This window comes from Streptomyces sp. NBC_00461 (assembly GCF_036013935.1).
Taxonomy (GTDB): domain Bacteria; phylum Actinomycetota; class Actinomycetes; order Streptomycetales; family Streptomycetaceae; genus Streptomyces.
This window is the reverse complement of the sequence record NZ_CP107902.1, coordinates 4,759,169-4,780,813: the sequence shown is the minus strand read 5'-3', so window position 1 is coordinate 4,780,813 and position 21,645 is coordinate 4,759,169. Positions and strand designations below refer to the sequence as shown.

The 21,645-nt window shown below is 69.8% G+C and carries 18 protein-coding genes and 2 pseudogenes; 14 read left to right on the top strand and 6 right to left on the bottom strand.

The features are described from left to right. Nucleotides 1–16: 16 nt before the first annotated feature. Nucleotides 17–1,507 carry a hypothetical protein gene (locus OG870_RS22355; RefSeq protein WP_327691315.1) on the bottom strand — a complete coding sequence of 497 codons (1,491 nt, stop codon included), beginning with the start codon at nt 1,505–1,507 and terminating at the stop codon, nt 17–19. A gap of 131 nt (nt 1,508–1,638) precedes the next feature. Here OG870_RS22355 and OG870_RS48220 point away from each other — a divergent pair. The 9 genes and pseudogenes from OG870_RS48220 to OG870_RS22310 all read left to right on the top strand — a co-directional run. Next, nucleotides 1,639–1,900 (top strand): annotated as a pseudogene (locus OG870_RS48220) (GNAT family N-acetyltransferase); the annotation flags it as partial. Continuing rightward, the gene (locus OG870_RS22345; protein WP_266583258.1) at nt 1,897–2,370 is read left to right on the top strand and encodes a cupin domain-containing protein; all 474 of its coding nucleotides are present in this window, start codon (nt 1,897–1,899) and stop codon (nt 2,368–2,370) included. The pseudogene OG870_RS48220 and the gene OG870_RS22345, both read left to right, overlap by 4 nt. Then, nucleotides 2,367–2,704: pseudogene (locus OG870_RS22340) on the top strand (SDR family oxidoreductase). The gene OG870_RS22345 and the pseudogene OG870_RS22340 overlap by 4 nt, the downstream one beginning before the upstream one ends. 157 nt (nt 2,705–2,861) lie before the next feature. Beyond that, on the top strand, nt 2,862–4,616 hold the full coding sequence (locus tag OG870_RS22335) for a copper resistance CopC/CopD family protein (protein ID WP_327692326.1): 1,755 nt from the start codon (nt 2,862–2,864) through the stop codon (nt 4,614–4,616). Nucleotides 4,617–4,855: 239 nt separating this feature from the next. Next, a complete protein-coding gene (locus tag OG870_RS22330) occupies nt 4,856–6,169 on the top strand; it encodes an ABC transporter substrate-binding protein (RefSeq protein ID WP_266517289.1) in 1,314 nt (437 codons plus the stop codon). Then, nucleotides 6,166–7,143 carry a carbohydrate ABC transporter permease gene (locus tag OG870_RS22325; RefSeq protein ID WP_266517286.1) on the top strand — a complete coding sequence of 326 codons (978 nt, stop codon included), beginning with the start codon at nt 6,166–6,168 and terminating at the stop codon, nt 7,141–7,143. Before OG870_RS22330 ends, OG870_RS22325 begins: the two co-directional genes overlap by 4 nt. After that, nucleotides 7,140–8,030: a carbohydrate ABC transporter permease gene (locus OG870_RS22320; protein WP_266517283.1), complete on the top strand. Its 891-nt coding sequence runs from the start codon at nt 7,140–7,142 to the stop codon at nt 8,028–8,030. Before OG870_RS22325 ends, OG870_RS22320 begins: the two co-directional genes overlap by 4 nt. Before the next feature lie 26 nt (nt 8,031–8,056). After that, on the top strand, nt 8,057–9,370 hold the full coding sequence (locus OG870_RS22315) for a glycoside hydrolase family 36 protein (protein WP_327691314.1): 1,314 nt from the start codon (nt 8,057–8,059) through the stop codon (nt 9,368–9,370). Then, nucleotides 9,367–11,379, top strand: coding sequence for a beta-galactosidase (locus OG870_RS22310; protein WP_266583265.1), 2,013 nt, complete (start codon nt 9,367–9,369; stop codon nt 11,377–11,379). The genes OG870_RS22315 and OG870_RS22310 overlap by 4 nt, the downstream gene beginning before the upstream one ends. A gap of 45 nt (nt 11,380–11,424) precedes the next feature. Here the strand turns inward: OG870_RS22310 and OG870_RS22305 are convergent, their stop codons facing one another. After that, entirely contained in the window at nt 11,425–11,850 is a 426-nt protein-coding gene (locus tag OG870_RS22305) for a VOC family protein (protein ID WP_266583267.1), read from the bottom strand. 194 nt (nt 11,851–12,044) lie between these two features. Here OG870_RS22305 and OG870_RS22300 point away from each other — a divergent pair, with 194 nt between their 5' ends. Beyond that, a complete protein-coding gene (locus tag OG870_RS22300) occupies nt 12,045–13,349 on the top strand; it encodes a phospholipase D-like domain-containing protein (protein ID WP_266583269.1) in 1,305 nt (434 codons plus the stop codon). Between the two features lie 27 nt (nt 13,350–13,376). Here OG870_RS22300 and OG870_RS48215 read toward each other — a convergent pair whose 3' ends face one another. Further along, a complete protein-coding gene (locus tag OG870_RS48215; protein WP_443063465.1) occupies nt 13,377–13,532 on the bottom strand; it encodes a WYL domain-containing protein in 156 nt (51 codons plus the stop codon). A 252-nt stretch (nt 13,533–13,784) separates the two neighbouring features. Between OG870_RS48215 and OG870_RS22290 the strand changes: the two genes are divergently transcribed. The 3 genes from OG870_RS22290 to OG870_RS22280 all read left to right on the top strand — a co-directional run bounded on the left by OG870_RS22290 (nt 13,785) and on the right by OG870_RS22280 (nt 19,489). Next, on the top strand, nt 13,785–16,220 hold the full coding sequence (locus OG870_RS22290) for a non-reducing end alpha-L-arabinofuranosidase family hydrolase (RefSeq protein WP_266583273.1): 2,436 nt from the start codon (nt 13,785–13,787) through the stop codon (nt 16,218–16,220). A gap of 840 nt (nt 16,221–17,060) precedes the next feature. Next, on the top strand, nt 17,061–19,082 hold the full coding sequence (locus tag OG870_RS22285) for a sensor histidine kinase (RefSeq protein WP_266583275.1): 2,022 nt from the start codon (nt 17,061–17,063) through the stop codon (nt 19,080–19,082). Beyond that, a complete protein-coding gene (locus tag OG870_RS22280) occupies nt 19,079–19,489 on the top strand; it encodes a roadblock/LC7 domain-containing protein (protein ID WP_189781019.1) in 411 nt (136 codons plus the stop codon). The genes OG870_RS22285 and OG870_RS22280 overlap by 4 nt, the downstream gene beginning before the upstream one ends. On the opposite strand, the gene OG870_RS22275 is transcribed toward OG870_RS22280, so the two are convergent. Genes OG870_RS22275 through OG870_RS22265 form a run of 3 tightly spaced genes read right to left on the bottom strand, consistent with a single transcriptional unit; the run spans nt 19,446 to nt 21,047 of the window. Next, on the bottom strand, nt 19,446–19,898 hold the full coding sequence (locus OG870_RS22275) for an IS1096 element passenger TnpR family protein (protein ID WP_266583277.1): 453 nt from the start codon (nt 19,896–19,898) through the stop codon (nt 19,446–19,448). The genes OG870_RS22280 and OG870_RS22275 overlap by 44 nt on opposite strands. Next, entirely contained in the window at nt 19,891–20,262 is a 372-nt protein-coding gene (locus tag OG870_RS22270; RefSeq protein WP_266517261.1) for a GntR family transcriptional regulator, read from the bottom strand. The genes OG870_RS22275 and OG870_RS22270 overlap by 8 nt, the downstream gene beginning before the upstream one ends. Further along, a complete protein-coding gene (locus tag OG870_RS22265; protein ID WP_266583279.1) occupies nt 20,259–21,047 on the bottom strand; it encodes a hypothetical protein in 789 nt (262 codons plus the stop codon). The genes OG870_RS22270 and OG870_RS22265 overlap by 4 nt, the downstream gene beginning before the upstream one ends. 379 nt (nt 21,048–21,426) lie before the next feature. Between OG870_RS22265 and OG870_RS22260 the strand changes: the two genes are divergently transcribed. Next, nucleotides 21,427–21,645, top strand: coding sequence for a hypothetical protein (locus OG870_RS22260; protein WP_266583281.1), 219 nt, complete (start codon nt 21,427–21,429; stop codon nt 21,643–21,645).

Here is a 21,645-nt window from a genome sequence, read left to right as displayed (position 1 = left end):
CATGCCTCGGTGGGGCTCAGAGCTCCACGTGAGCGCTGGGCAGGGCGGCGCCGAAGTAGCCCTTGACGCCGCGGACGGTGATGCCGGAGGCCTTGCCGCACACGTTGACCGAGCCGCTGAGGACGGGTCCGGACGCGGAGCCGCGGGCGATCCACAGGCAGCCGTCGCTGTTCTCGGTGGGGGAGCCGACGATCGTCTCCGGCTTCCCGTCCTTGTTCAGGTCGGCGAGGTGGACGGCGGCGCCGAACTGGTCGCCGGTCTCGACGGCCCCGGGGATGCCCGCCGTGTCCTGGGTGTATCCGGCGGCCTTGACGGTGGTCAGACCGGAGGCGGAGCCGCGCAGGAGTACGGCGGTGCCGGCTGCCTTGTGCGAGCCGACCGCCTCGCCGGGGGAGCCGACGAGGACGTCGGCGTACCCGTCGGCGTTCACGTCGCCGACGCTGATGGACTGGCCGAACATGTCGCCGTTCTCCGCGGTGCCGGGCACGCCCGCCGTGTCCTGGTGGTAGACCTTGGGTTTCTGGGCCGCGGTGATGCCCTGTGCGCTGCCGTAGAGGACCTGGATCTCGCCGCCGCGGTGGGCCCAGCCGGCCGGGCCGCCCGACATGGAGTCGTCGGTCGAGATCCCGGTGACGAGGTCGCCGTAGCCGTCGCCGTTGATGTCGCCGATGACGCCGGTGTGGCCGTCGGCGTAGGGCAGGTCGGTGGGCCGGTTGTCGATACCGCCGTCGGCGGGGGGCGGGCCGGTGTCGAGGTCCACGGGTCCGCGGAGGTCGCCGTCCGTCGGCCCGGCCAGCCAGAACCGCTCCGCCCTGCCGTCGCCGTTCACGTCGCCCATCACCACGCCCCGGACATCGCCCAGGCGCCACTCCCGGTAGTCGGAGGCGGCCTGGCCGGTGCGCTTGAACGGGCCGGTGTAGGAGGCTCCGTCGCAGCGGGAGCCGACGCTCAGCTCGGGGGCTCCGTCGCCGTTCATGTCTCCGGTGGCCAGGGACAGGCCGAAGCCGCAGGAGATCCTGCCGTCGCCGTAACCGGCGGGCGGGGAGATGCTCGTGCCGCCCTTCAGCCCGCTCGGGCCGCCCCACACCACGGTCACGGAGCCCCGGCCGGCCGCGCTGCCGACGCCCTCGTCGGGCGCGCCGACGATCAGGTCCGCGTAGCCGTCCCGGTCCAGGTCGGCGCTGGTGACCGTCGTGCCGAAGCCGTCGTAGTCCTCGGGGTCGCCGGGAATCCCGGACGTCGCCTGGGTGATGACGGTCCGCCGGGTCGCGCTCACCGACGACTTCGACCCGTACAGCACGACGACCGAACCGGCCGCCTCCACGCTCCCGTTGGCCGCCTCAGGGGCGCCGACCGCCAGGTCCCGGTATCCGTCGCCGTTGAAGTCGTCCTGGACGGCCGCGGTGTTGGCGCCCGTGTAAGGGGCGGCGGCGGAGGAGGTCAGCGGGGTGAGCGGAACGGCGGCGACAGCGGTGAGCACGGCGCTCACGATGACTGCTCTGCGCAACGGGACTCCTTGAACTGCTGCAACGGATGCCCCACCTGACACACCAGGCGTGCGAAAGGTTGTACGAGCGCTGTTACGAGCGGGCCGCGCTTCCCGGCCGCCGCCGCGCGTCGGCGTCCGCGCCCCTCGCGTACGAGGTGCGGGACGGCGACATCGGCCTCCATGTGCTGCTCGCGCCCGCGGGGGAGGGGCTGGTCGGCTCCCCTCCTCAGCGTCATCACCGCGTACGTGCCGCGGGGCCTGGCCTGGATCGGCGCCGGATCGTCGTCGATCCCGACGTGCGCAACGCGAGGGCGATCGGTGCTCCCCGAGATCGACGTCCCGGACGTGTACCTGCCCGAGAAGAAGGCCCAACTGGCCTTTCTGCGCCGGGAGGTAGCCTTCCCCGGGTGACTCCTGAGGATCTCGTCGCCCACTACGGTCTGGAACCGATCCCGCGCGAGGGCGGCCTGTTCCGCCGTACCTGGGAGGGCCCCGAGCGGGCCGACGGCCGGCCGGAGGGCTCCGCGATCGTCGCCCTGCTGACCGTGGAGGACCACTCCGCCCTGCACCGCCTGCCCACCGACGAGATCTGGCACTTCTACCTGGGCGACCCGCTGGAACTCCTGCTCCTCGCCCCGGACGGCACGTCCACGACGGTGGTGCTCGGGCCCGACGTGCTGGGCGGCCAGCAGCCGCAGACGACCGTGCCGGCCGGCACCTGGATGGGCGGGCGGGTCGTCGAGGGCGGGGCGTGGACGTTCTTCGGCTGCACGATGGCGCCCGGGTTCACCTACGAGGGCTACGAGCACGGGGACGCGGAGCACCTCACGGCGCGGTATCCGGCCGAGGCCGACCGGATTGCGCGACTGTGCCGTCCATGAGGTTGCTCGAAGGACAGGTCGCGCTGGTCACGGGCGCGGGCGGTGGCGTCGGCCGGGGCATCGCGCTGCGGCTGGCCGAGGAGGGCGCGGCGGTCGCCCTGCACTGCCGTACGGCGGTGGAGACGGCGCGGGGAGTGGCCGCACGCATCGAGGAACTGGGTCGCGCCTGGCCGGAGGGGGTGCGGCGGTGGCGGGGGCGGCGCCCCTGGGGCGGCTCGGGCGGCCGGAGGACGTGGGGGACGCGTGCGTGTTCCTGGCCTCGCGGCTCGCTTCCTGGGTGACGGGACACGACCTGGTGGTGGACGGAGGCGTCCTGGCCGGCCCGACGTGGTGACGGCGCGGTGAGCACACGGCCGCTCGCGTCCGTACCTATCCGGAAGGTGGCGAGTCGGACGACGGAGACATGCGTGGGGTGTGAGGGTGCACACGGCGGACGGCGAGCGCGTGGCGAGTTCCGCGGGGTCCGCGGACGCCGCGGAGTTCAAGGGTTGGTGCTGCTGGGCGCCGTGCTGGTCCTGCTCGTCCTCGGCGGCGCGGGCCCCGCGTCGGCCCACGCGGCCCTCAAGTCCACCGACCCCACGGACGGCACCGTCCTCAAGTCGGCCCCCCGCCACATCACCCTGACCTTCACCGAGTCCGTCGGCCTGCTCGACGACTCCTTCCGCGTCCTGGACCCCGACAACCAGCGTGTGCGCACCGGCGAGGCGCAGCACGCGCCGGGCAGCTCCGACACCGCGCGGGTGACCCTGCCGGGGAAGCTCGCCCAGGGCACGTACGTCGTGGCCTGGCGGGTGGTGTCGGCGGACAGCCACCCGGTGGGCGGGGCGTTCACCTTCTCCGTCGGCAAAGCCTCCGCGACCGTCGCCACGGCCGACACCGGCCCGGTCGAGAACCCGGCGACGGCCAGCCTGTACAACATCGCCCGCTACCTTGCCTACCTGGCGGTGGCTCTGGTCGTCGGTACGGCGGCCTTCGTGGCCCTGTGCCGCCCGACGGACCGCGGCCCGCTCCGCAGGCCCCTGGTGGCGGGCTGGTGGACCCTGCTGGGGGCCACCCTGGCGCTGCTGGTGCTGCGCGCCCCGTACGAGACCGGCACGGGCCCGGCGACCGCCTTCGACGCCTCGGCGTTCACCCGCACCCTGTCGGGCCGTCCGGGCCTCGCCCTGCTGGCCCGGATCGCCCTGCTGCTGATCGCCGCCGTGTTCGCCCCGCGACTGCGCGAACGCGAGGCCTGGCCGCGCCCGCTGCTGGCCGGCGGTGCCGTCTTCGCCGTGGCTCTCGCCCTCACCTGGGCCACCGCCGAACACGCCTCCGCGGGTATCCAGGTGCCGGTGGCGATGGCGTCCACGGTGCTGCACCTGCTGGCGATGGCTCTCTGGCTGGGCGGTCTCACGGCCCTGCTGATCCTGCTCCACCGCTCCGAGGTCCCCGCGGCCGCCGTGTCCCGCTTCTCCCGCCTCGCCTTCGCGTCCGTGGCCGTCCTGGCCGTCACCGGCGTCTACCAGTCCTGGCGGGGCCTGGGTTCGTGGGACGCGCTCACCGGGACCACGTACGGGCGGCTGCTGATCGCCAAGCTGGCCGCGGTGGTGCTGCTGCTGGTGGCCGCCGGGCTCTCGCGGCGGTGGACGGCACGGCTGGTCGCATCCGAGGCGGAGACGGTCGTACGGGAACGGGTGCCCGAGCGGGTGCCGGAACGGGTCGGTGGGCCGCCGGCGGCCGCGCCGGAGGAACCGGCCCTCCCCGCGGCCGGGGGTCCGAGCCGCCGCGGCCTGCGCCGCTCCGTCCTGGCCGAGGTCGCCGTCGGCGTCGTGGTGCTGGTGATCACGACGGTCCTGGGCGGCACGCTGCCGGGCCGCGCGGCGGCCGAGGCGGGGACGGCGTCCGTGACGGCCGGCGGGCTGCCCGCCGCGTCGGTCACGACGGTCCCCTTCGACATCGGCACCCGGGGTGCGCACGGCACGGTGCAGATCACGCTCGACGCGGGCCGGGTCGGCGACAACACCGTGCAGGCGGTGGTCTTCGGTCCCGACGGCGGCATCGTCTCCGTCCCCGAGCTGCGGCTCTCCTTCACCCTCCCGGCCCAGAAGATCGGACCGCTCGACGCCAGGCTGACCGACCAGGGCGGCTACTGGGGGACGAACTCGGTCACACTCCCCATCGCGGGAACCTGGGTGATGAAAGTAACCGTCCGGACATCCGAGATTGACCAGGTCAGCGGGTCGAAGCCGGTCCGGATCATCGGCTAGCGCGGGAGCAGAACCGACATTCCTGTCCAATTCAGGGCTGCCCTGTTCGGCGTCTCGGACGAAGATGATCAAAACGTGTCGGTCACGTTTCCACAAATGTGCCTTACGGCTCTTGACGCATGACCGGACAAACGGCTGATATAAGCGCCACGATGTTCGGTCGAGTTGATTTCTGGTCGGTTTCGACTTTTTTTCGACATGGCGTAGTTGTGGCCGAACCCTGCCCTCAGGAGCCGTACATGGACGTCTCATCCTCGGGTCTCTCTCTGCCCGCCCCCAGCCGTCGTAGTCTGCTGCGCGGTGTAGGGGGTGCCGCCCTGCTCGCGGGTGCGGGCATACCCCTGCTGTCCGCGTGTGGCGGCAGCGGGTCCTCCGCGGACCCGAAGACTGTCAGCCTGGGCTCCAACTCCTCGGACGCGGTGCCGAAGAAGGCGTTCGCCGAGATCTACGCGGCGTTCACCAAGCAGTCCGGCATCAAGGTCGACGTGAACACGAAGGACCACAACACCTTCCAGGAGCAGATCAACTCGTATCTGCAGGCCACGCCGGACGACGTGTTCACCTGGTTCGCGGGCTACCGGATGCAGTTCTTCGCGGCGAAGAAGCTCGCGACCCCGATCGACGACGTGTGGGAGAAGATCGGGGGGAACTTCCCCGACGCGATGAAGCAGCTGTCCAAGGGCGAGGACGGCAAGTACTACTTCGTGCCGCTGTACACGTACCCGTGGGCGCTCTTCTACCGCAAGAGCGTCTTCAAGCAGCACGGTTACTCCGTGCCCACCACGTGGGACCAGCTGGTGGCGCTGTGCAAGCAGATGAAGAAGGACGGCCTGGTCCCGATCGCGTTCGGTGACAAGGACGCGTGGCCGGCGATGGGCACCTTCGACCAGATCAACTTCCGGCTCAACGGCTACGACTTCCACAAGTCGCTGATGGCGGGCAAGGAGGCGTGGACGGACCCGAAGGTCAAGGCGGTCTTCGACCACTGGGCCGAGCTGCTGCCGTATCACCAGGACGGTTTCATGGGCCGTACCTGGCAGGACGCGGCGCAGACGCTGGTGTCGAAGAAGGCGGGCATGTACGTCCTCGGTTCGTTCGTGGCGCAGCAGTTCACGAACAAGGCCGACCTCGACGACCTGGACTTCTTCGCCTTCCCAGAGATCAACTCGGCGTACGGGCAGGACACGGTGGAGGCGCCCACGGACGGCTTCATGGTGTCCAAGGCGCCCAAGAACCATGACGGTGTCATCAAGCTGATGGAGTACCTGGGCACTCCGGCGGCCGAGCAGATCTACCTCAAGGCCGACTCCAGTGTGGTGGCCGCTTCCAGCAAGGCCGACACCTCCTCGTACACCGCGCTGCAGAAGAAGGCGTACACGATGATCAGTGAGGCCAAGTCGCTGACGCAGTTCATGGACCGTGACTCGCGGCCGGACTTCACCTCGACGGTGATGCAGCCGGGTCTGCAGAAGTTCCTGCAGAACCCCAAGGGCATCGACAGCCTGCTGTCCTCGATCGAGCGCCAGAAGAAGACGATCTTCGCGTCCTCATGAGCTCCGAGACCACAACGAAGACCCCGGAGGCGGCCGCCGAGCCGCCCCCGGGGCCCGCATCTGTCAAGCGGGTTCCGCGGGGCCACAAGCGCCTGCTGACCCGCCGTGACCGCATCACGCTCGCCGTCATGGCGGGCGTGCCGACGGTCCTGCACGTCGCCCTCGTCTGGTTCACCGCGATCGCCTCGATCGCGCTGGCCTTCACCACCTGGGACGGCATCGGCTTCAGCTCGATCAAGTGGGTGGGGCTGGACAACTTCCGTCAGCTGTTCACCGACAACCCGCAGTTCTGGCCGGCCGTCGAGCACAACATCATCTGGTTCGTCGTGCTCATCCTGGTCCCGACGCCGTTCGGCCTGTTCCTGGCCGTGCAGCTGGACAAGCGGATCCGCTTCAGCCGCGTCTACCAGACCGCGTTCTTCCTGCCGGTCGTGGTGTCGCTTGCGGTGACCGGCTTCGTCTGGCAGCTGGTCTACAACCCGGACACGGGCCTGATCAACAGCCTCATCGGGGCCAACAAGCCGGGCCACTACATCGACTGGATCGGCGACCCGCACCTCAACCTGTGGGCCGTGCTGATCGCCGCGTCCTGGCGGCACGCCGGCTACATGATGATCCTCTACCTGGCCGGCCTCAAGGGCGTCGACCCGTCCCTGCGCGAGGCCTCCTCGCTGGACGGCGCCAACGAGTGGCAGACGTTCAAGAACGTCATCTTCCCCACCCTGCGGCCCACCAACACCGTCGTGCTGGTCGTCACCATCATCGAGGCGCTGCGCGCCTTCGACCTGGTCTTCGTCTTCAACAAGGGCGCCCAGGGCACCGAGTTGCTGTCGATCCTGATCACCAACAACATCATCGGCGAGTCCAGCCGCATCGGTTACGGCTCCGCGATCGCCGTCGTCCTGCTGGTCATCTCCCTCGCGGTCATCATCCCGTACCTGATCGCGACCTTCCGGAAGGAGCGGCGCGCATGAGCACCAACGCCGCGGCGCTCGGCAAGCAGCGCACCCCCCTCCGCCCGGCCCGCGTCCTGCTGCACGTGTTCCTCGTCGTCACCTCGCTGGCCTGGCTCGCCCCGCTGCTGTGGGCGGTGTTCGCGGCGCTGCGCCCGTACTCGGAGACCAGCACCAAGGGTTATGTCTCCTGGCCGGACAAGCTGAACTTCGACAACTTCAAGAACGCGTTCGAGCAGTCGGACATGATGCACTACTTCGGCAACACGCTGATCATCGCGGTCCCGGCCGTGCTGATCACGCTGCTGCTGTCGTCGATGGTCGCGTTCTACGTGAGCCGTTTCGACTTCCGGCTCAACATCTTCCTGCTGCTGGTCTTCACGGCCGGCAACCTGCTGCCGCAGCAGGTCATCATCACGCCGCTGTACCGGATGTACCTGCTCATCGACCTGCCCGGCGTCACGATGAGCGGCAAGCTGTACGACTCCGCGCTCGGCCTGGTCCTCATCCACGTGGCGTTCCAGTCCGGCTTCTGCGCCTTCGTGCTGAGCAACTACATGCGGATGCTGCCGCACGAGCTGACCGAGGCCGCCCTGGTCGACGGCGCGTCGGTGTGGCGGATGTACTGGCAGATCGTGCTGCCGCTGTGCAAGCCGGCGATGGCGGCCCTGGCGACGTTGCTGTCCATCTGGATCTACAACGACTTCTTCTGGGCCATCGTGCTGATCTCCACCGGCGAGAACATGCCGATCACCTCCGCCCTGAACAACCTCTCCGGTCAGTACTTCACCGACCCCAACCTGGTCGCCGCCGGCGCCCTGCTCACCGCGATCCCGACGCTGATCGTGTACTTCGTGCTGCAACGGCAGTTCGTCAGCGGCCTGACCCTCGGCGCCAACAAGGGCTGAGGCCCTTCCTCCGAAAGAGAACGACCGTGCCCCACCCCTTCACGCCCGTCGCCTCCGTGCCCGTGGACGTGCGCACCGCCCGCGTCCACGAGGAGGGATGGCAGTCCTGGAGCCCCAGCGGCGCCTACGCCCTCGGTGACAAGCCGTACCGCCCGACCAACGACAACTGGGCGACGGTCTGTTACCGCCCGGGCGTCACCGTGCCCGAGGGCGCCTTCCAGGGCGAGGGGCTGCTGGCGCTCGACCCGGGCGACGGCTCACCGGTCCGTCTGTGGGCCGCCGTCGATCCCGCCAGTGAGGTCCCGTCCGTCCGGCTGACCGTCGAGGAAGGCCGGGCGGAGGTCAGCGCCGACGGTTCGGTGAAGGAGTGGACCGGCACGGACATCCAGTCCCTGCTGGCGAGTTGGGCCGAGAGCCTCGACGTGGCGCCCCCGCGCCCGGCACCCACCGTCTGGTGCTCCTGGTACGAGTACTTCACGGCCGTCACCGAGGACGACATCCACGAGAACCTCCGTGCGATGGACACCCTCGACCTGCCCATCGACGTCGTCCAGATCGACGACGGCTACCAGAAGGCCCTCGGCGACTGGCTCACCCTCTCCGGCCGCTTCCGCTCCCGCGAGGGCATCGCGGACGCCATCCGCGCCCGCGGTCGCAGGGCCGGCATCTGGACGGCCCCCTTCCTCGTCGACCCGGCGAGCGACCTGGCCACCGAACACCCCGACTGGCTCGTCCACGACACCGACGGCGGCTTCACCCACGCCGGCCGCAACTGGGGCCACGACCTGCGCGTCCTGGACACCACACATCCGGAGGCTGCGGCCTACCTGACGCAGGTGTTCCGCACCTTCCGGTCCGAGGGCTACGACTACTTCAAGGTCGACTTCCTCTACGCGGGGGCGCTGGAGGGCGTACGGCACTCGTCGGCCGACACGCTGACGGCGTACCGCGAAGGCATCTCGCTGATCCGCGAGGCCATCGGCCCGGACGCCTACCTGCTGGGCTGCGGGGCGCCCCTGCTGGCGTCCGCCGGCCTCTTCGACGCGATGCGCGTCAGCCCCGACACTGCCCCGCACCGCCGTCCCGAGGCCGACGACTACAGCCAACCCGGCCAGGACCCGGCCGAGTTCACCGGCGTCGGCCGCCAGTGGCAGCACGGCCGCCTCTGGGTCAACGACCCCGACTGCCTGATGGCCCGCCCGGCCGTGGAGACCCGCGAGCGCTGGGCGGCACACGTCGAGGCGACCGGCGGCCTGACGGCGTCCAGCGACCGCCTGCTGTCCCTGGACGAGTGGGGCGTGCGCACCACCCGCCGCCTGCTCTCGGGAGCGGGCCGATGACCCGCTCGCTGAACGTGCCGGGCATCGCCTACGGAGGCGACTACAACCCCGAGCAGTGGCCCGAGGAGGTCTGGGCCGAGGACATGCGGCTGATGCGCGAGGCCGGCGTCACCATGGTCAGCGTCAACATCTTCGCCTGGGCGCTGCTGGAACCCTCCGAGGGTACGTACGACTTCTCGCGCCTCGACCGCATCCTCGACCTGCTGCACGCCCACGGCATCGCCGCCGACCTGGCGACCCCGACGGCGGCCCCGCCGGCCTGGTTCTTCGTCGAGCACCCGGAGGCGCTGCCGGTCGACAAGGACGGCCGCAGGCTGTCGTACGGCAGCCGCCAGACGTTCTGCCCGAGCAGCCCGGCCTACCGGGAGGCGGCGCTGCGGATCGCCGGCGAACTGGCCAGGCGCTACGCCGGCCACCCCGCGGTGGTGATGTGGCACATCCACAACGAGTACGGCTGCCACAACGCGGAGTGCTACTGCGACACGAGCGCGCAGGCCTTCCGCGGCTGGCTCCAGGACAGGTACACGAGCCTGGACGCCCTCAACCACGCCTGGGGCACCGCCTTCTGGAGCCAGTGGTACTACGACTGGGACCAGATCCTGCCCCCGCGCGCGTCGGGCGCGGTCCCGAACCCGACCCACCAGCTGGACTGGCGCCGCTTCTGCAGCGACGCACTGCTCTCGCTCTACGAGGCGGAGCGCGACGTCCTGCGCGAGGCGGACCCGGCGGGCAAGGACATCCCGGCCACCACCAACTTCATGGTGATGCACAACTTCGACGCCCTCGACTACTGGCGTTGGGCCCCGCAGCTGGACATCGTCTCCAACGACCACTACCTCCGGTCCACCGACCCCGAGTCGCAGATCGACATCGCGCTCAGCGGCGACCTGGTGCGCTCCCTGGCGGGCGGCCCGTGGCTGCTGATGGAGCACTCCACCGGCGCGGTCAGCTGGCAGCCGGTCAACCGGGCCAAGACGGCGGGGGAGTTGCGCCGCAACGCCCTCGGCCATGTGGCGCGCGGCGCCGACGGCATCGCCTACTTCCAGTGGCGGGCGGCGAAGGCGGGCGCCGAGCAGTGGCACTCGTCGATGCTCCCGCACGCCGGCACCGACAGCCAGATCTGGCGTGACGTGGTCCGACTGGGCGCGGATCTGCGGGCGTTGGCCGAGGTGCGCGGCAGTACGACACCGGCCGAGGTGGCGGTGGTCTGGGACTGGGACGCCCGCTGGGCCCTGGAGCTGCCCTCGCAGCCGAGCGGCGAGCTGCGCTACCTGGACCTGGTCAGGGCCTGGTACGAGCCCCTGTGGCGGGCCGGCGTCGCGGTGGACTTCGTACGCCCGGACGCGGACCTGTCGCCGTACCGCCTGGTCCTGGCCCCCACCCTCTACCTGATCGACGACGAGGGCGCGGCCAACCTCACGGCCTTCGCCGAACGCGGTGGCACCCTGGCGGTCGGCTTCCACAGCGGAATGGTCGACGCGAACTGCCATGTACGGCTCGGCGGTTACCCGGGTGCCTTCCGGGAGGCCCTGGGCGTGCGGACCGACGAGCTCTTCCCGCTCCTGCCGGAGGAGTCGCTGCGGCTGAGCGAGGGCGGTACGGCGGTCCTGTGGTCGGAGCGGGTGCGCCTGGAGGGCGCGGAGGCGGTGACCTCGTACGCGGAAGGTCCGCTCGACGGTGTGCCCGCAGTGACGCGCAACTCGCACGGCACGGGCACCACTTGGTACCTCGCCACGCAGCCGGACCCGGACACCCTCGCCGGACTCCTCGACCGGATCCGCGGCGAGGCGGGAGTCACGGCCGCGCGCACGGCTCCCGAGGGAGTGGAGGTCGCGGTACGGCGGGGCACGGATGCCGACTACCTCTTCCTGATCAACCACGGCGGACGGGACGCCGAGGTCTCCGTGGCGCCGGAGGCGGTCGAACTTCTCACCCGCAAGCCGCTCGCCGGATCGGTGAAGGTCCTGGCGGGCGAGGTCGCGGTCGTACGGGAGCCGCGCGGGAAGTGAAGCAGGACCTGCTGGGCGTGCGGCCGGTCGGGCCGGTCGGGCCGGTCAGTAGACCGGCTCGCCGACGCCCAGCAGGTTTCCCTCGCTGTCCCTGAACCAGGCCCCGCGCTCACCGCGGGCGCCCTTGCTCGGGTAGTTCCCCTCGACCTCGGCGATGCCGTCCCGGGTGTGCAGCCCAGGCGCATCGACGTCCTCGAACACCACGCCGCGCCCCTTCAGCTGCGCCACCAGAGTCTCCAGGTCGTCGACCGTCCACGCCATCTGGGTGAAGGCGCCGGACGAGGCTCCCGTCGACTTGAACAGGACGAACTCCGTGTCCCCGCAGCGGTACAGCAGCCCGCCGGGCCGTTCGTCCACGGGTTGCAGACCCAGCTTCTCGGAGTAGAAGCGCCGCGCCCGCTCCAGGTCCTGCGCCGGAAGCCGGGTCGCCACCCGCCCCCGGGCCAGAATGCCGCTGTCGCTTTCGCTCATACCTCCACTGTGCACCCACTCCGCACGTCAGCACCCACGGACGCGGTCACCCCCGCCATCACCCATAAAGCGCATTGAATTACCCGATAGGCGCAACAAAAGGTGACTTTCCGCCTCCTCTGGGCAAAGTACCCTCGCCGCTTCCGCGACCTGCCTCCGCAGGCTCGCTCCATGCACCGAGGAAAGCGCTGACGATGACCAGTTCGACCATGGGCCCCCGTGCGGTCCGTTGTCTCCGTACCCTGCCGTCCGTCGTTGCCGCCGTCCTGTCCCTGGTGGCCGCGCTTCTCCTCGGCAGCGCGACACCGGCAGCCGCCGCACCGGTGAAGCCGGTGATCAACGGACCCGTGTTCAACGACCCGCTGGGCACCCCGGCGCAGCAGAAGGCGATCTTCACCCAGCTCGTCCAGCTGATCGACGCCACGCCCGCCGGGGCGCAGATCCGCGGCTCGATGTACGAGTTCAACGACCAGGAGGTGGCCAACGCCCTGCTGGCAGCGAACTCGCGCGGCGTCGACGTCAAACTCATCGTCGACGATTCGAGCTATGTGGGGGGAAACGGAGCCGAGTACACCAACCCGTCCTTCCAGTCCCTCAAGAGCGGGCTCGGCACCAATGACGCCGCCCGCTCCTGGATCGCCGTCTGCGACGACAAGTTCGAGGACGCCGACGGCGTGGACGACGTCAGCCGAGGCTGCCTGGCCGTCGCCCCGCCCGGACCGGCGTACGCCCACAACAAGTTCTTCGTCTTCTCGAAGATCGGCCCCTTCGACGACGGCACCAGCTACTCGAAGGTCGTCTTCCAGACCTCCTCGAACCTGGGCGACTGGTACAAGGTCGAGTCCTTCAACGACTCCGTCACCTTCGCCGACAGCACGGTGTACAACAACTACGTCACGTACCACGAGATGCTCCGCCAGGGACGCTCGCTCGCCCGCGGCAACAACCACGCCTACTTCTCCACACCCACCGGCTCGACCTACCGTGCTTTCTTCTTCCCGCGCGGTGACGCGTCGTACTACAACCCGGCCACGGACACGGTCGTCGGCGCGCTGGACCAGCTCAGCTGCGCCTACACTGGCGCGGACGGCAAACGGCACCAGACCGACGTCCGCATCGTGGTCCACAGCTTCTTCGGCTCACGCGTCCAGGTCGCCGAGAAACTGGCCCAACTGAAGGCCCAGGGCTGCTGGATCGACATCCTCTACGCCGAGACCGACTCCACGATCACCACCCGCCTGAACGCCGCCGGCATCCAGCACCGCAAGTGCCTGATCCCCAACGGCCCCGGCATCGACGTCCGCCCGCACAACAAGGAAATCCTGATCGACGGCGCCTACGACGGCGACATCACACCGCGCGTCTACACCGGCAGCGCCAACCTGACCGGCTCATCCCTACGCTCAGCCGACGAAGTGGTCCTACGGATCACCAGCGCGTCCTACCACGCGAAATACCTGAGCACGTTTTACAAGATCCGGGCGGCTTGCGGGGGGTGAGGCCCTGCAACGGTGCCGCATGGAGTCCTACGCGGGCATCACGCCATGGATGCGGGAGAGCGTGAAGACGCGTTCCGCTTCGCGCAGGTGGCACCAGGCGTCGAGGTAGGGCGGGTCGAGTTCCAGGTCGCTGAGGGTGCGTACGGTCCGGTTGCCCGAGGTGGCGACGTGCTCGACCGTGATGGCCGCACCGGTGTCGATGGCATGGGCGACCTGGCCCTGGTGCCAGGGCGGCGTCGTTCAGGTGATCCGTCCGGTTTGATCACGTGACGCCCAGCGTGGCGAGTGGGCGGTTGAGGTTCCGGGCGCGGTGGCGGAGACCGGCGGCGAGTGGCACCAAAACCTTTCCGATCACGGCAACCTTTGGGTGCGTGGCGTCGACTTGCGGGTAACGGGGGCCGAGACCAAGGCCCATTGAGCCAGAAGGACAAGCCGTTGCCAGATCAGAACCGCTTTCATCGCCGCCGTCCGGCAACCCGCCGCGTACTCGCCGCCGCCGTGGTTCTCGCCGCAGTGGGTGCTGCCGTACCGTTGGTCGCGCAGGCCGCACACACGTCGAAGGCCGGCACGCCGACCGTGGCCGATGCAGCGGTCGGCAGCAGCCGCTACTTCGGCACGGCCGTGGCCGCCGGGAAGCTCGGCGACTCGACGTATTCCACGATTCTCGACCGGGAATTCAACATGATCACCCCGGAGAACGAGATGAAGTGGGACGCTACCGAACCGTCCCGCGGCAACTTCCACTTCGGGCCCGCCGACCAGATCGTCAACCATGCCACCGCGCACGGACAGCGGATGCGCGGCCACACACTGGTCTGGCACTCCCAACTGCCCAGCTGGGTCAGCTCCATCACCGACGCCAACACCCTGCGCAGTGTGATGAAGAACCACATCACCACCGAGATGAACCACTACAAGGGCAAGATCTACGCCTGGGACGTGGTCAACGAAGCCTTCGCCGACGGCGGCAGCGGCCGGCACCGCAGTTCGGTCTTCCAGAACGTGCTGGGCAACGGCTTCATCGAGGAGGCCTTCCGCACCGCCCGGAGCGCCGACCCCTCGGCCAAGCTCTGCTACAACGACTACAACATCGAGAACTGGTCCGACGCCAAGACCCAGGGCGTCTACAGCATGGTCAAGGACTTCAAGTCCCGCGGCGTGCCCATCGACTGCGTCGGCTTCCAGAGCCACTTCGGCGCCGGCGGCCCGCCGGCCAGTTTCGAGACCACCCTGTCCAAATTCGCCGCGCTCGGCGTGGACGTTCAGATCACCGAGCTCGACATCGCCCAGGCGTCGCCGACGGCGTACGCGAACACGGTCCGGGCGTGCATGAACGTCGCGCGCTGCAAGGGCATCACGGTGTGGGGTATCCGCGACAGCGACTCGTGGCGCACCGGTGAGAACCCGCTGCTGTTCGACAACAACGGCAACAAGAAGCCCGCCTACAGCGCGGTGCTCAACGCTCTGGGCAGCAGCAGCAGCGCCGGCACGCCGGGCGGGGGCATCACCTCCGGCACTGTCTACACGCTCTCCGACGTGGCTGCCGGACGTGTTCTCGACCAGCCCGCCGGGAAGAACGGCAACGGCACCCCGCTCCAGGTGCGGGACGCCGGCGGTGCCGCCAACCAGCGTTGGCGGGCAGGCCGGAACAGCGACGGCTCCTACACGCTGACCAACGTCGCCAGCGGCCGGGTCCTGGCCGAGCCGGGCGGCCGGACGGGCAACGGGACGAGGACGCAGGTCCGTGACTCCAACGGCGGCGCCAATCAGCACTGGCGGGCAGGCCGGAACAGCGACGGCTCCTACACGCTGACCAACGTCGCCAGCGGCCGCGCGCTGGAGATCCCCGGCGGTCGGACCGCCAACGGCACTCCCGTCCGGATCTGGGACTCCAACGGCGGCGCCAACCAGCACTGGAACTTCAGGTCGTCGCCAGCGACGAAGGGTGCCACGTGTGCTCTTCCGTCGACCTACCGGTGGAGCTCGACGGGTCCGCTGGCGGAGCCGGCGAACGGGCAGGTCGCGCTGAAGGACTTCACCACCACCACGTACAACGGCAAGCACCTGGTCTACGGGACCACCTCCAACGGAACGTCGTGGGGCTCGACGGGGTTCAGTCCCTTCACGAACTGGTCGGACATGGCGACGGCCGGCCAGACCAAGATGAACGAGCCCGCGGTGGCGCCCCAAGTGTTCTACTTCGCGCCCAAGAACGTCTGGGTGCTGGTTACCCAGTGGGGTCAGTGGCCGTTCTCCTACCGCACGTCCAGCGACCCCACCAACCCCAACGGCTGGTCCGCCGCGCAGCCGCTGTTCACCGGCAGCCTCCCCGTGGGCCCCGGGGGCCAGAAGGACGCCCCGATCGACCCGACCATGATCGCCGACGACCAGAACATGTACCTGTTCTTCGCCGCTGACAACGGCAAGATCTACAAGTCGACCATGCCGCTCGGGAACTTCCCGGGCAACTTCGGCTCCTCGTACACGACGGTCATGAGCGACACACGGGACCTTCTGTTCGAGGCTCCGCAGGTCTACAAGGTCCAGGGCCAGAACCAGTACCTCATGATCGTTGAGGCGCAGGGGGCGAACCGCTACTTCCGCTCCTTCACCGCCTCCAGCCTGAACGGTCCGTGGACCGTCCAGGCCGGCAGCGAGAGCAGCCCCTTCGCGGGCCAGGCCAACAGTGGTTCCCCCTGGGCCAAGGGTGTCAGCCACGGTGACCTGGTCCGCAACAACCCCGACCAGACCATGACCATCGATCCCTGCAACCTGCAGTTCCTCTACCAGGGCCTCCCCAACAACACACCGGCGAACACCGACTACCTGAAACTGCCGTACCGGCCGGGTCTGCTCACCCTGCAGCGCTGACCCGCCTGATCCACGGTGATCGCGATGTGGGGCGGTCCGCCGACGCGTAGACGAGCGGTTTACGGCGTGGGCGATTCCACCCGCTGACCGATACGCACCGCCTTGAGGAACCCCAGCCATGCGCCGGTTGGGGTTCCTCTCTTTTGCTGCTGGTTGCTCCCGTTGTCGGGCTCTGGACCAGTGCGGTGCCGGTACGCATGCCCCGCCGTCCCGGTCCCGGCATGGCTGACGCGCAGCTGGCCCAGGATAAGGACCGGCTGGGAGATCCGCGCCCCGATGCAGGTCACTCACGTCGAGCGGGTCGCCGCGTCCGCCGCGCTGGGATGCCTGTCCTGGAACCGGGGCCATACGCGGGGTGCGGCCAGTTGCTGCACAGGTACGGACGGAACGCGGCCATGTACTGCCGCGTCTGCCGTGACGTCCTCAACGGCCGCTAGCCGCGAACTGCGCGGTCAGGGGGCTATGGCAGGTCGCGGGGAGGACACCTCACTTCGTTCAGGCAACACATCGTCGGCCGGCCAGTGCCGCACGCATGCCAGGGATGCCCTCTACAGGAGCCACGCTCGTCACGCTCCCGCCCACACCACACCCCCGTGCTTTGACCATTCCGCGGTCACAATCTCCTGCTCTGCGGTGTGAGAGCGGCGCAACGGAATGTCCCACGCGGTCTAACAGGCAGGAAACCGGCCGCCACGGCGGTCGGACTAGCTTCGTGACATGAGGGTGTGGATGCCTGTACGGCCGCTGCGCGGCAGGCCTGCCGCGATCGGCACGGGCAGATTCGGCAAGGGCGGTTCAGCGCGCCGCCACGGGGGCCGAACGACTCCCGGGCGACGGCCGATGCCTGGCTGGCGCAGCATCAGGGGCCGGGTGGCGGTGGTCATCACGGTTCCGATCTGCTTGCTGCTGGCGGTGGCCGGTCTCGCCGTGAACGGCCGCGCCGAGGCCCTCGGCGATGCCCGGACGACCCGTGCCGAGGTCGGCCTCAGCCTGCGCATCCAGGCTCTGGTGCACCAGCTGCAGCGCGAACGCGGCCTGACCAACGGCCTGTTGGGCGGTGAGACGGAGTTCCGCCCACCGCTTTCCGCCACGCGCAAGCGCGTTGACACGGCACTGCGCGGAATGCGCAGCGAAAGCGCCGTCGAGGACGTCGTCCAGCGGCACTTGCGGCGTCTCGCCGGCATCCGAGCCGCCGCCGACAGAGGCACCGCCGGCCAGGCCGCGACCCTCACCTTCTACACCGGCGCCGTCAACGCCCTGAACGCCGTCGATCCGGTGGCGGAGACCGCGACCGGCGCCGACCGCCAACTGCGCGACGGGCTGGCCGCGTTGCGCGAGCTGGCCGCCGCCAAGGAGTCCGTCGCCCTCGAACGCGGGCTCCTCAACGGTGTGTTCGCCCAAGGCGCCTTCCACGGCCGTGCTTACATCGACTTCACCGAGGTGCGAGCCACCCGCGTCGCCGCCCTCGCCCGCTTCCGGCAGGTCGCCACCGCGCCTCAGCACGCGGCACTGGAGAAAGCCTTCGCAACCGAGGACGCCGAACGCGCCACCGCCTACGAGAAACAGGCGGAAGGCGCCGCCGACGGCTCCCCGCTGCGCGCCGACGCCGGCACCTGGTGGGACGCGATGACCGTACTCGTCGACGATCTGTACGCCGTCCAGCGGTCGGTCGGTGACGGCGTACGGGACCGGGCCGATCGGCTCAGCCACGACGCCGAGCTGGCCCTCGCCGCCTATCTCGTCGCGGGCACGCTCATCGCCGCCCTTGTCGCGGGCCTCGCCGCTGTCGCCTCCCGGTCGCTCACGCGCCCGCTCCGTGGGCTCGCCGAGAGCGCTCACGACGTGGCGCGCCGCCGACTGCCCGCAGCCGTCGCCCGTATCCAGCAGTCCCCGCAGGACCCTGCTCAGCTCCCGACGCCGGAGGACGCGCAGGACACCCCCGATGCACGGCTGCTGGGCGGTGCGGCCGAGATCGCCGAGGTCGCGGCGTCCCTGCAGCAGGTGGAACACACGGCCCTCCAGCTGGCTGCCCAGCAGGCCGGCCTGCGTCGCAACACCACGGAATCGCTCGCCAATCTCGGCCGCCGGAACCAGAGCCTCTTACGTCGCCAGCTCAGCCTCATCACCCGCCTGGAACGGCAGGAACTCGACCCGGACGCCCTCGCCGAGCTCTTCGAGCTCGACCACCTCGCCACCCGTATGCGGCGCAACGCCGAAAGCCTGCTGGTCCTGGCCGGGCAGAATCCGCCGCGGCCCACGGCAGCACCCGCCGACGGTCTGGAGGTCGTCCAGTCCGCAGTAGCCGAGGTGGAGCAGTACCGTCGAGTTCTGATCGCGACCGTGGAGCCGGTGCGGGTGCGTGGGCACGCCGTCGCAGATGTCGCCCACCTCCTCGCCGAACTCATCGAGAACGGACTGAATTTCTCGCCCCCGACCGAACCGGTCGAGGTGCACGGCTGGTACGACAACGAGGACGACACGTACTCCTTCGGTGTCGTCGACCACGGCATCGGCATGTCCGAAGCCGACAAAGCACGTGCGGGCGCCCTCCTCTCCGACTCCGGCGAGGAGGCCCTCGTTGCCGCACCCACCCGGTTCCTCGGCCACCTCGTCGTCGGCCGACTCGCCCACCGCCTCGGTGAAGGCGCTCAAGTCCACCTCTTCGACACTCCTGGCGGCGGCCTGTCCGCCCTCCTTGTCCTCCCCGGGCGCCTGCTCGCCCCCGTGGAGGACCCCTCCACCCCACCCCCACCCCCACCCCCACCCGCACCCGCCAGGCCCGCTGTCTCCTCCCTGCTCAACGGCTTCCGAGCGGGTGTCGCCCGCGCCGAAGCCAGAAACCCCCAAGGAGCGTCATCGTGACCACCGCCGTCCAGAGTTTCGGCTGGCTCGTCTCGGAGTTCGTGCGCACCGCCGACGGCGTCACCGATGCCGTCGCCGTTTCCTCTGACGGCCTGCTCATGGCCGCCTCGGACAGCCTCGGCCGAGATCGCGCCGACCACTTGGCCGCCGTCGTCTCCGGCATCACCAGCCTCGCCCAGAACGCGGCGACGGCACACGGCTTCCACGGCATGAAGCTCGTCATGATCGAAATGCTTGGGGGCTTCCTCATGGTCGGTCGTATCCGCGACGGCAGCTGCCTCGGCGTCCTCGCCGCCGAAGGGTGCGACGTCGGCCTCGTCGGCTACGAAATGGCTGTCCTCGCCGACCGCGCCGGCGAGCTGCTCACCCCGCAGTTGGTACGCGAACTGCACTCCGCGCCCAGGTGAGCCCACCCGTTCGCCGCCCGCCCCTGCCTCCGTTACCAGTGCGTGCCGCGAACGGTGGCGTGGCCGGGCGGCTCGTCTTCCATGGTGCCGTGAGGCGCAGCAGCCGCGCGTTGGCCTCGTCCGGCGCGAAACGGTCAGGGGCGAATTCTGTGGCGGACCGAAGTCCGAGCCACACCAGCATGGCGTGGTATTCCTCATGCGCCGGGTCAACGAGGATCACTTTGAGATCGCTGTGGCCGGGTCCGCCGCCGCAGTCCTCGGGCGGGCACGCCCCGGCACCGTCCACGCAGTGCGGATGGTGAAGCCCGGCTGAGGCTGTCCGGAATGACTGGGTTGAGCATCGGCGACGCTGAGGAGTGGGGTTTCTCGGTCTTCGGGCTGTTCTTCTCGGGCGAGTCGGTTCAGCCAAGTGCGGCTCGTACTGCGGCGAGGATGGCTGTCTCGTCGGCTCCGGTCGCGCGGGCGGCGGCGACGTATCCGTGAGCGAGTCGGGTGAGCCGAGCGGCGTCGGGGTGAGCGGCCCTGGGTACGGCAGCGACCCGGGTGCCTGCTCCACGTCTGGTGCGGATGAGGGCCGCGGCCTCCAGCTCCTTGTAGGCGCGGGCCACGGTACCGGTGGCCAGGCCGAGGTCGGCGGCGAGCTGGCGGACGGTGGGGAGCCGTTCGCCCTCCGGGAGATGGCCGCCGCCGATGAGCGCGGCAAGTTGGGTCCGTATCTGCTCGTACGGAGGGACCGGGCTGGTCGTGTCCACACGTACGGTCGGGCGGGTCATGGCTGCCTCCGGGGGACGGAGAGCGGGGCGGCAACGACGAGCAGGGACCACACGGCCGTGCAGCCGGCCGTCGCCGCGACCGGCAGCAGGATCCAGCCGACGGCGTGGGGCGCGGGTCCGAGGCAGGAAAGCGAGCGCAGTGCACCTGATGCGAAGAACGCTGCGCCGGCGAGCGGAGCGGAAACCAACAGTCCCCACGCGGCCGTCACCGCGAGCGCCCGGTCTCGGCGCTGTTCTTCGTCGGCGGCGAGCAGTGCCGAGTCCCCGTCGGGGGCTGGTCGCCGCGTGATGCGGTACAGGGCGTAGCCGCAGGCGGCGCTGCCGACCCCGAGGGCGCCAAGGATCGGGGCGCTGTAGAAGAGGCCGGGCCAGGGACCGTGTGACTCGGTCAGTCCGCCGCAGGCCGCGCTGAGTGAGCGGCTCGCCCGGCCGATGTCGTCCGCGGACGCGGTGAGCGCGGCGGTCGTGAGCAGGGTGATGAGCGCAGCGGCCTGGGTGGCCAGAAGTGTGGCGAAGCGGACCGGGAGGAAGTCGCGGATACGGCGCGGAGTGAGGCCCGCCTGGCGTACTGGCCCCTGCCGATTGGGGATCAGGGCGTCTGCGGCCAGGATGCCCACCACGGTGCAGATGCCGAAGACCGGGATGGCGTGGAGGATTCCGAGCCCCAGGCGGTCGCTCTGGGCGGTCCCCCAGGCCAGCGCGGCGCCGAGCGCGAGACCGCCCCACCGGGCGAACAGAGCGGCGCGGGCGCGTCGGTGCGGGCCGGGCAGGGCGGTGTCGAGCATGGGGATCCCCCGTCGTGGCGCTTGTATCAAATGTCGAGTACAAGATGGCGGGCACAGCATTTTGTGTCAAGTTGGTGATACAAGATGCTGGATTGACGGTGGGAGTGCCGGTGAGGCGCTGGCGGAGGATGCGAGATTCGAACTCGTGAGGGGTTGCCCCCAACACGCCTTCCAAGTCTTCGTCCGGGGGTGATGGGACGTTCTGACCAGCGGTGGAGCTGTGGTGCATGGTCCCTCTGAACGGTGCCGTACGCCGGTGAATGCAACCAAAACTGCAGCCATGTCATAGCGCGTTCTGTCTGGCCCGTACGTTGGTGAAGCCGCAGTGCGGCCCGGCCCTGACCTCGATGTGCCCACGTCTTCCCATGCTCGTCCGACCGTGACCGGTCAGGTTAAGTCGAGGCGCCTGATGCCGATCCGGTGTGACCGGCCTAGCGTTCATGACGTCACCCGATCCGACACCAAGCGGCAGGCTCTTTGGCGCCACCGCTCCGGCAACCCGCTGTTCCACGCTCCCTTCGAATCGGCCGAGTTCACCCTCACCGGCTCCCAGGTCTCCAGCACCGGCGTGTCGATCACGACCTACGTCAAGCAGTAA

Excerpts from the sequence above, each read along its gene's own strand:
- OG870_RS22265 (WP_266583279.1), bottom strand. The coding sequence starts at position 21,047 with ATGCTCGACACCGCCCTGCCCGGCCCGCACCGACGCGCCCGCGCCGCT.
- OG870_RS22320 (WP_266517283.1), top strand. The coding sequence starts at position 7,140 with ATGAGCACCAACGCCGCGGCGCTCGGCAAGCAGCGCACCCCCCTCCGC.
- OG870_RS22270 (WP_266517261.1), bottom strand. The coding sequence starts at position 20,262 with ATGACCCGCCCGACCGTACGTGTGGACACGACCAGCCCGGTCCCTCCG.
- OG870_RS22330 (WP_266517289.1), top strand. The coding sequence starts at position 4,856 with ATGGACGTCTCATCCTCGGGTCTCTCTCTGCCCGCCCCCAGCCGTCGT.
- OG870_RS22305 (WP_266583267.1), bottom strand. The coding sequence starts at position 11,850 with ATGAGCGAAAGCGACAGCGGCATTCTGGCCCGGGGGCGGGTGGCGACC.
- OG870_RS22310 (WP_266583265.1), top strand. The coding sequence starts at position 9,367 with ATGACCCGCTCGCTGAACGTGCCGGGCATCGCCTACGGAGGCGACTAC.
- OG870_RS22300 (WP_266583269.1), top strand. The coding sequence starts at position 12,045 with ATGACCAGTTCGACCATGGGCCCCCGTGCGGTCCGTTGTCTCCGTACC.
- OG870_RS22325 (WP_266517286.1), top strand. The coding sequence starts at position 6,166 with ATGAGCTCCGAGACCACAACGAAGACCCCGGAGGCGGCCGCCGAGCCG.
- OG870_RS22285 (WP_266583275.1), top strand. The coding sequence starts at position 17,061 with ATGCCTGGCTGGCGCAGCATCAGGGGCCGGGTGGCGGTGGTCATCACG.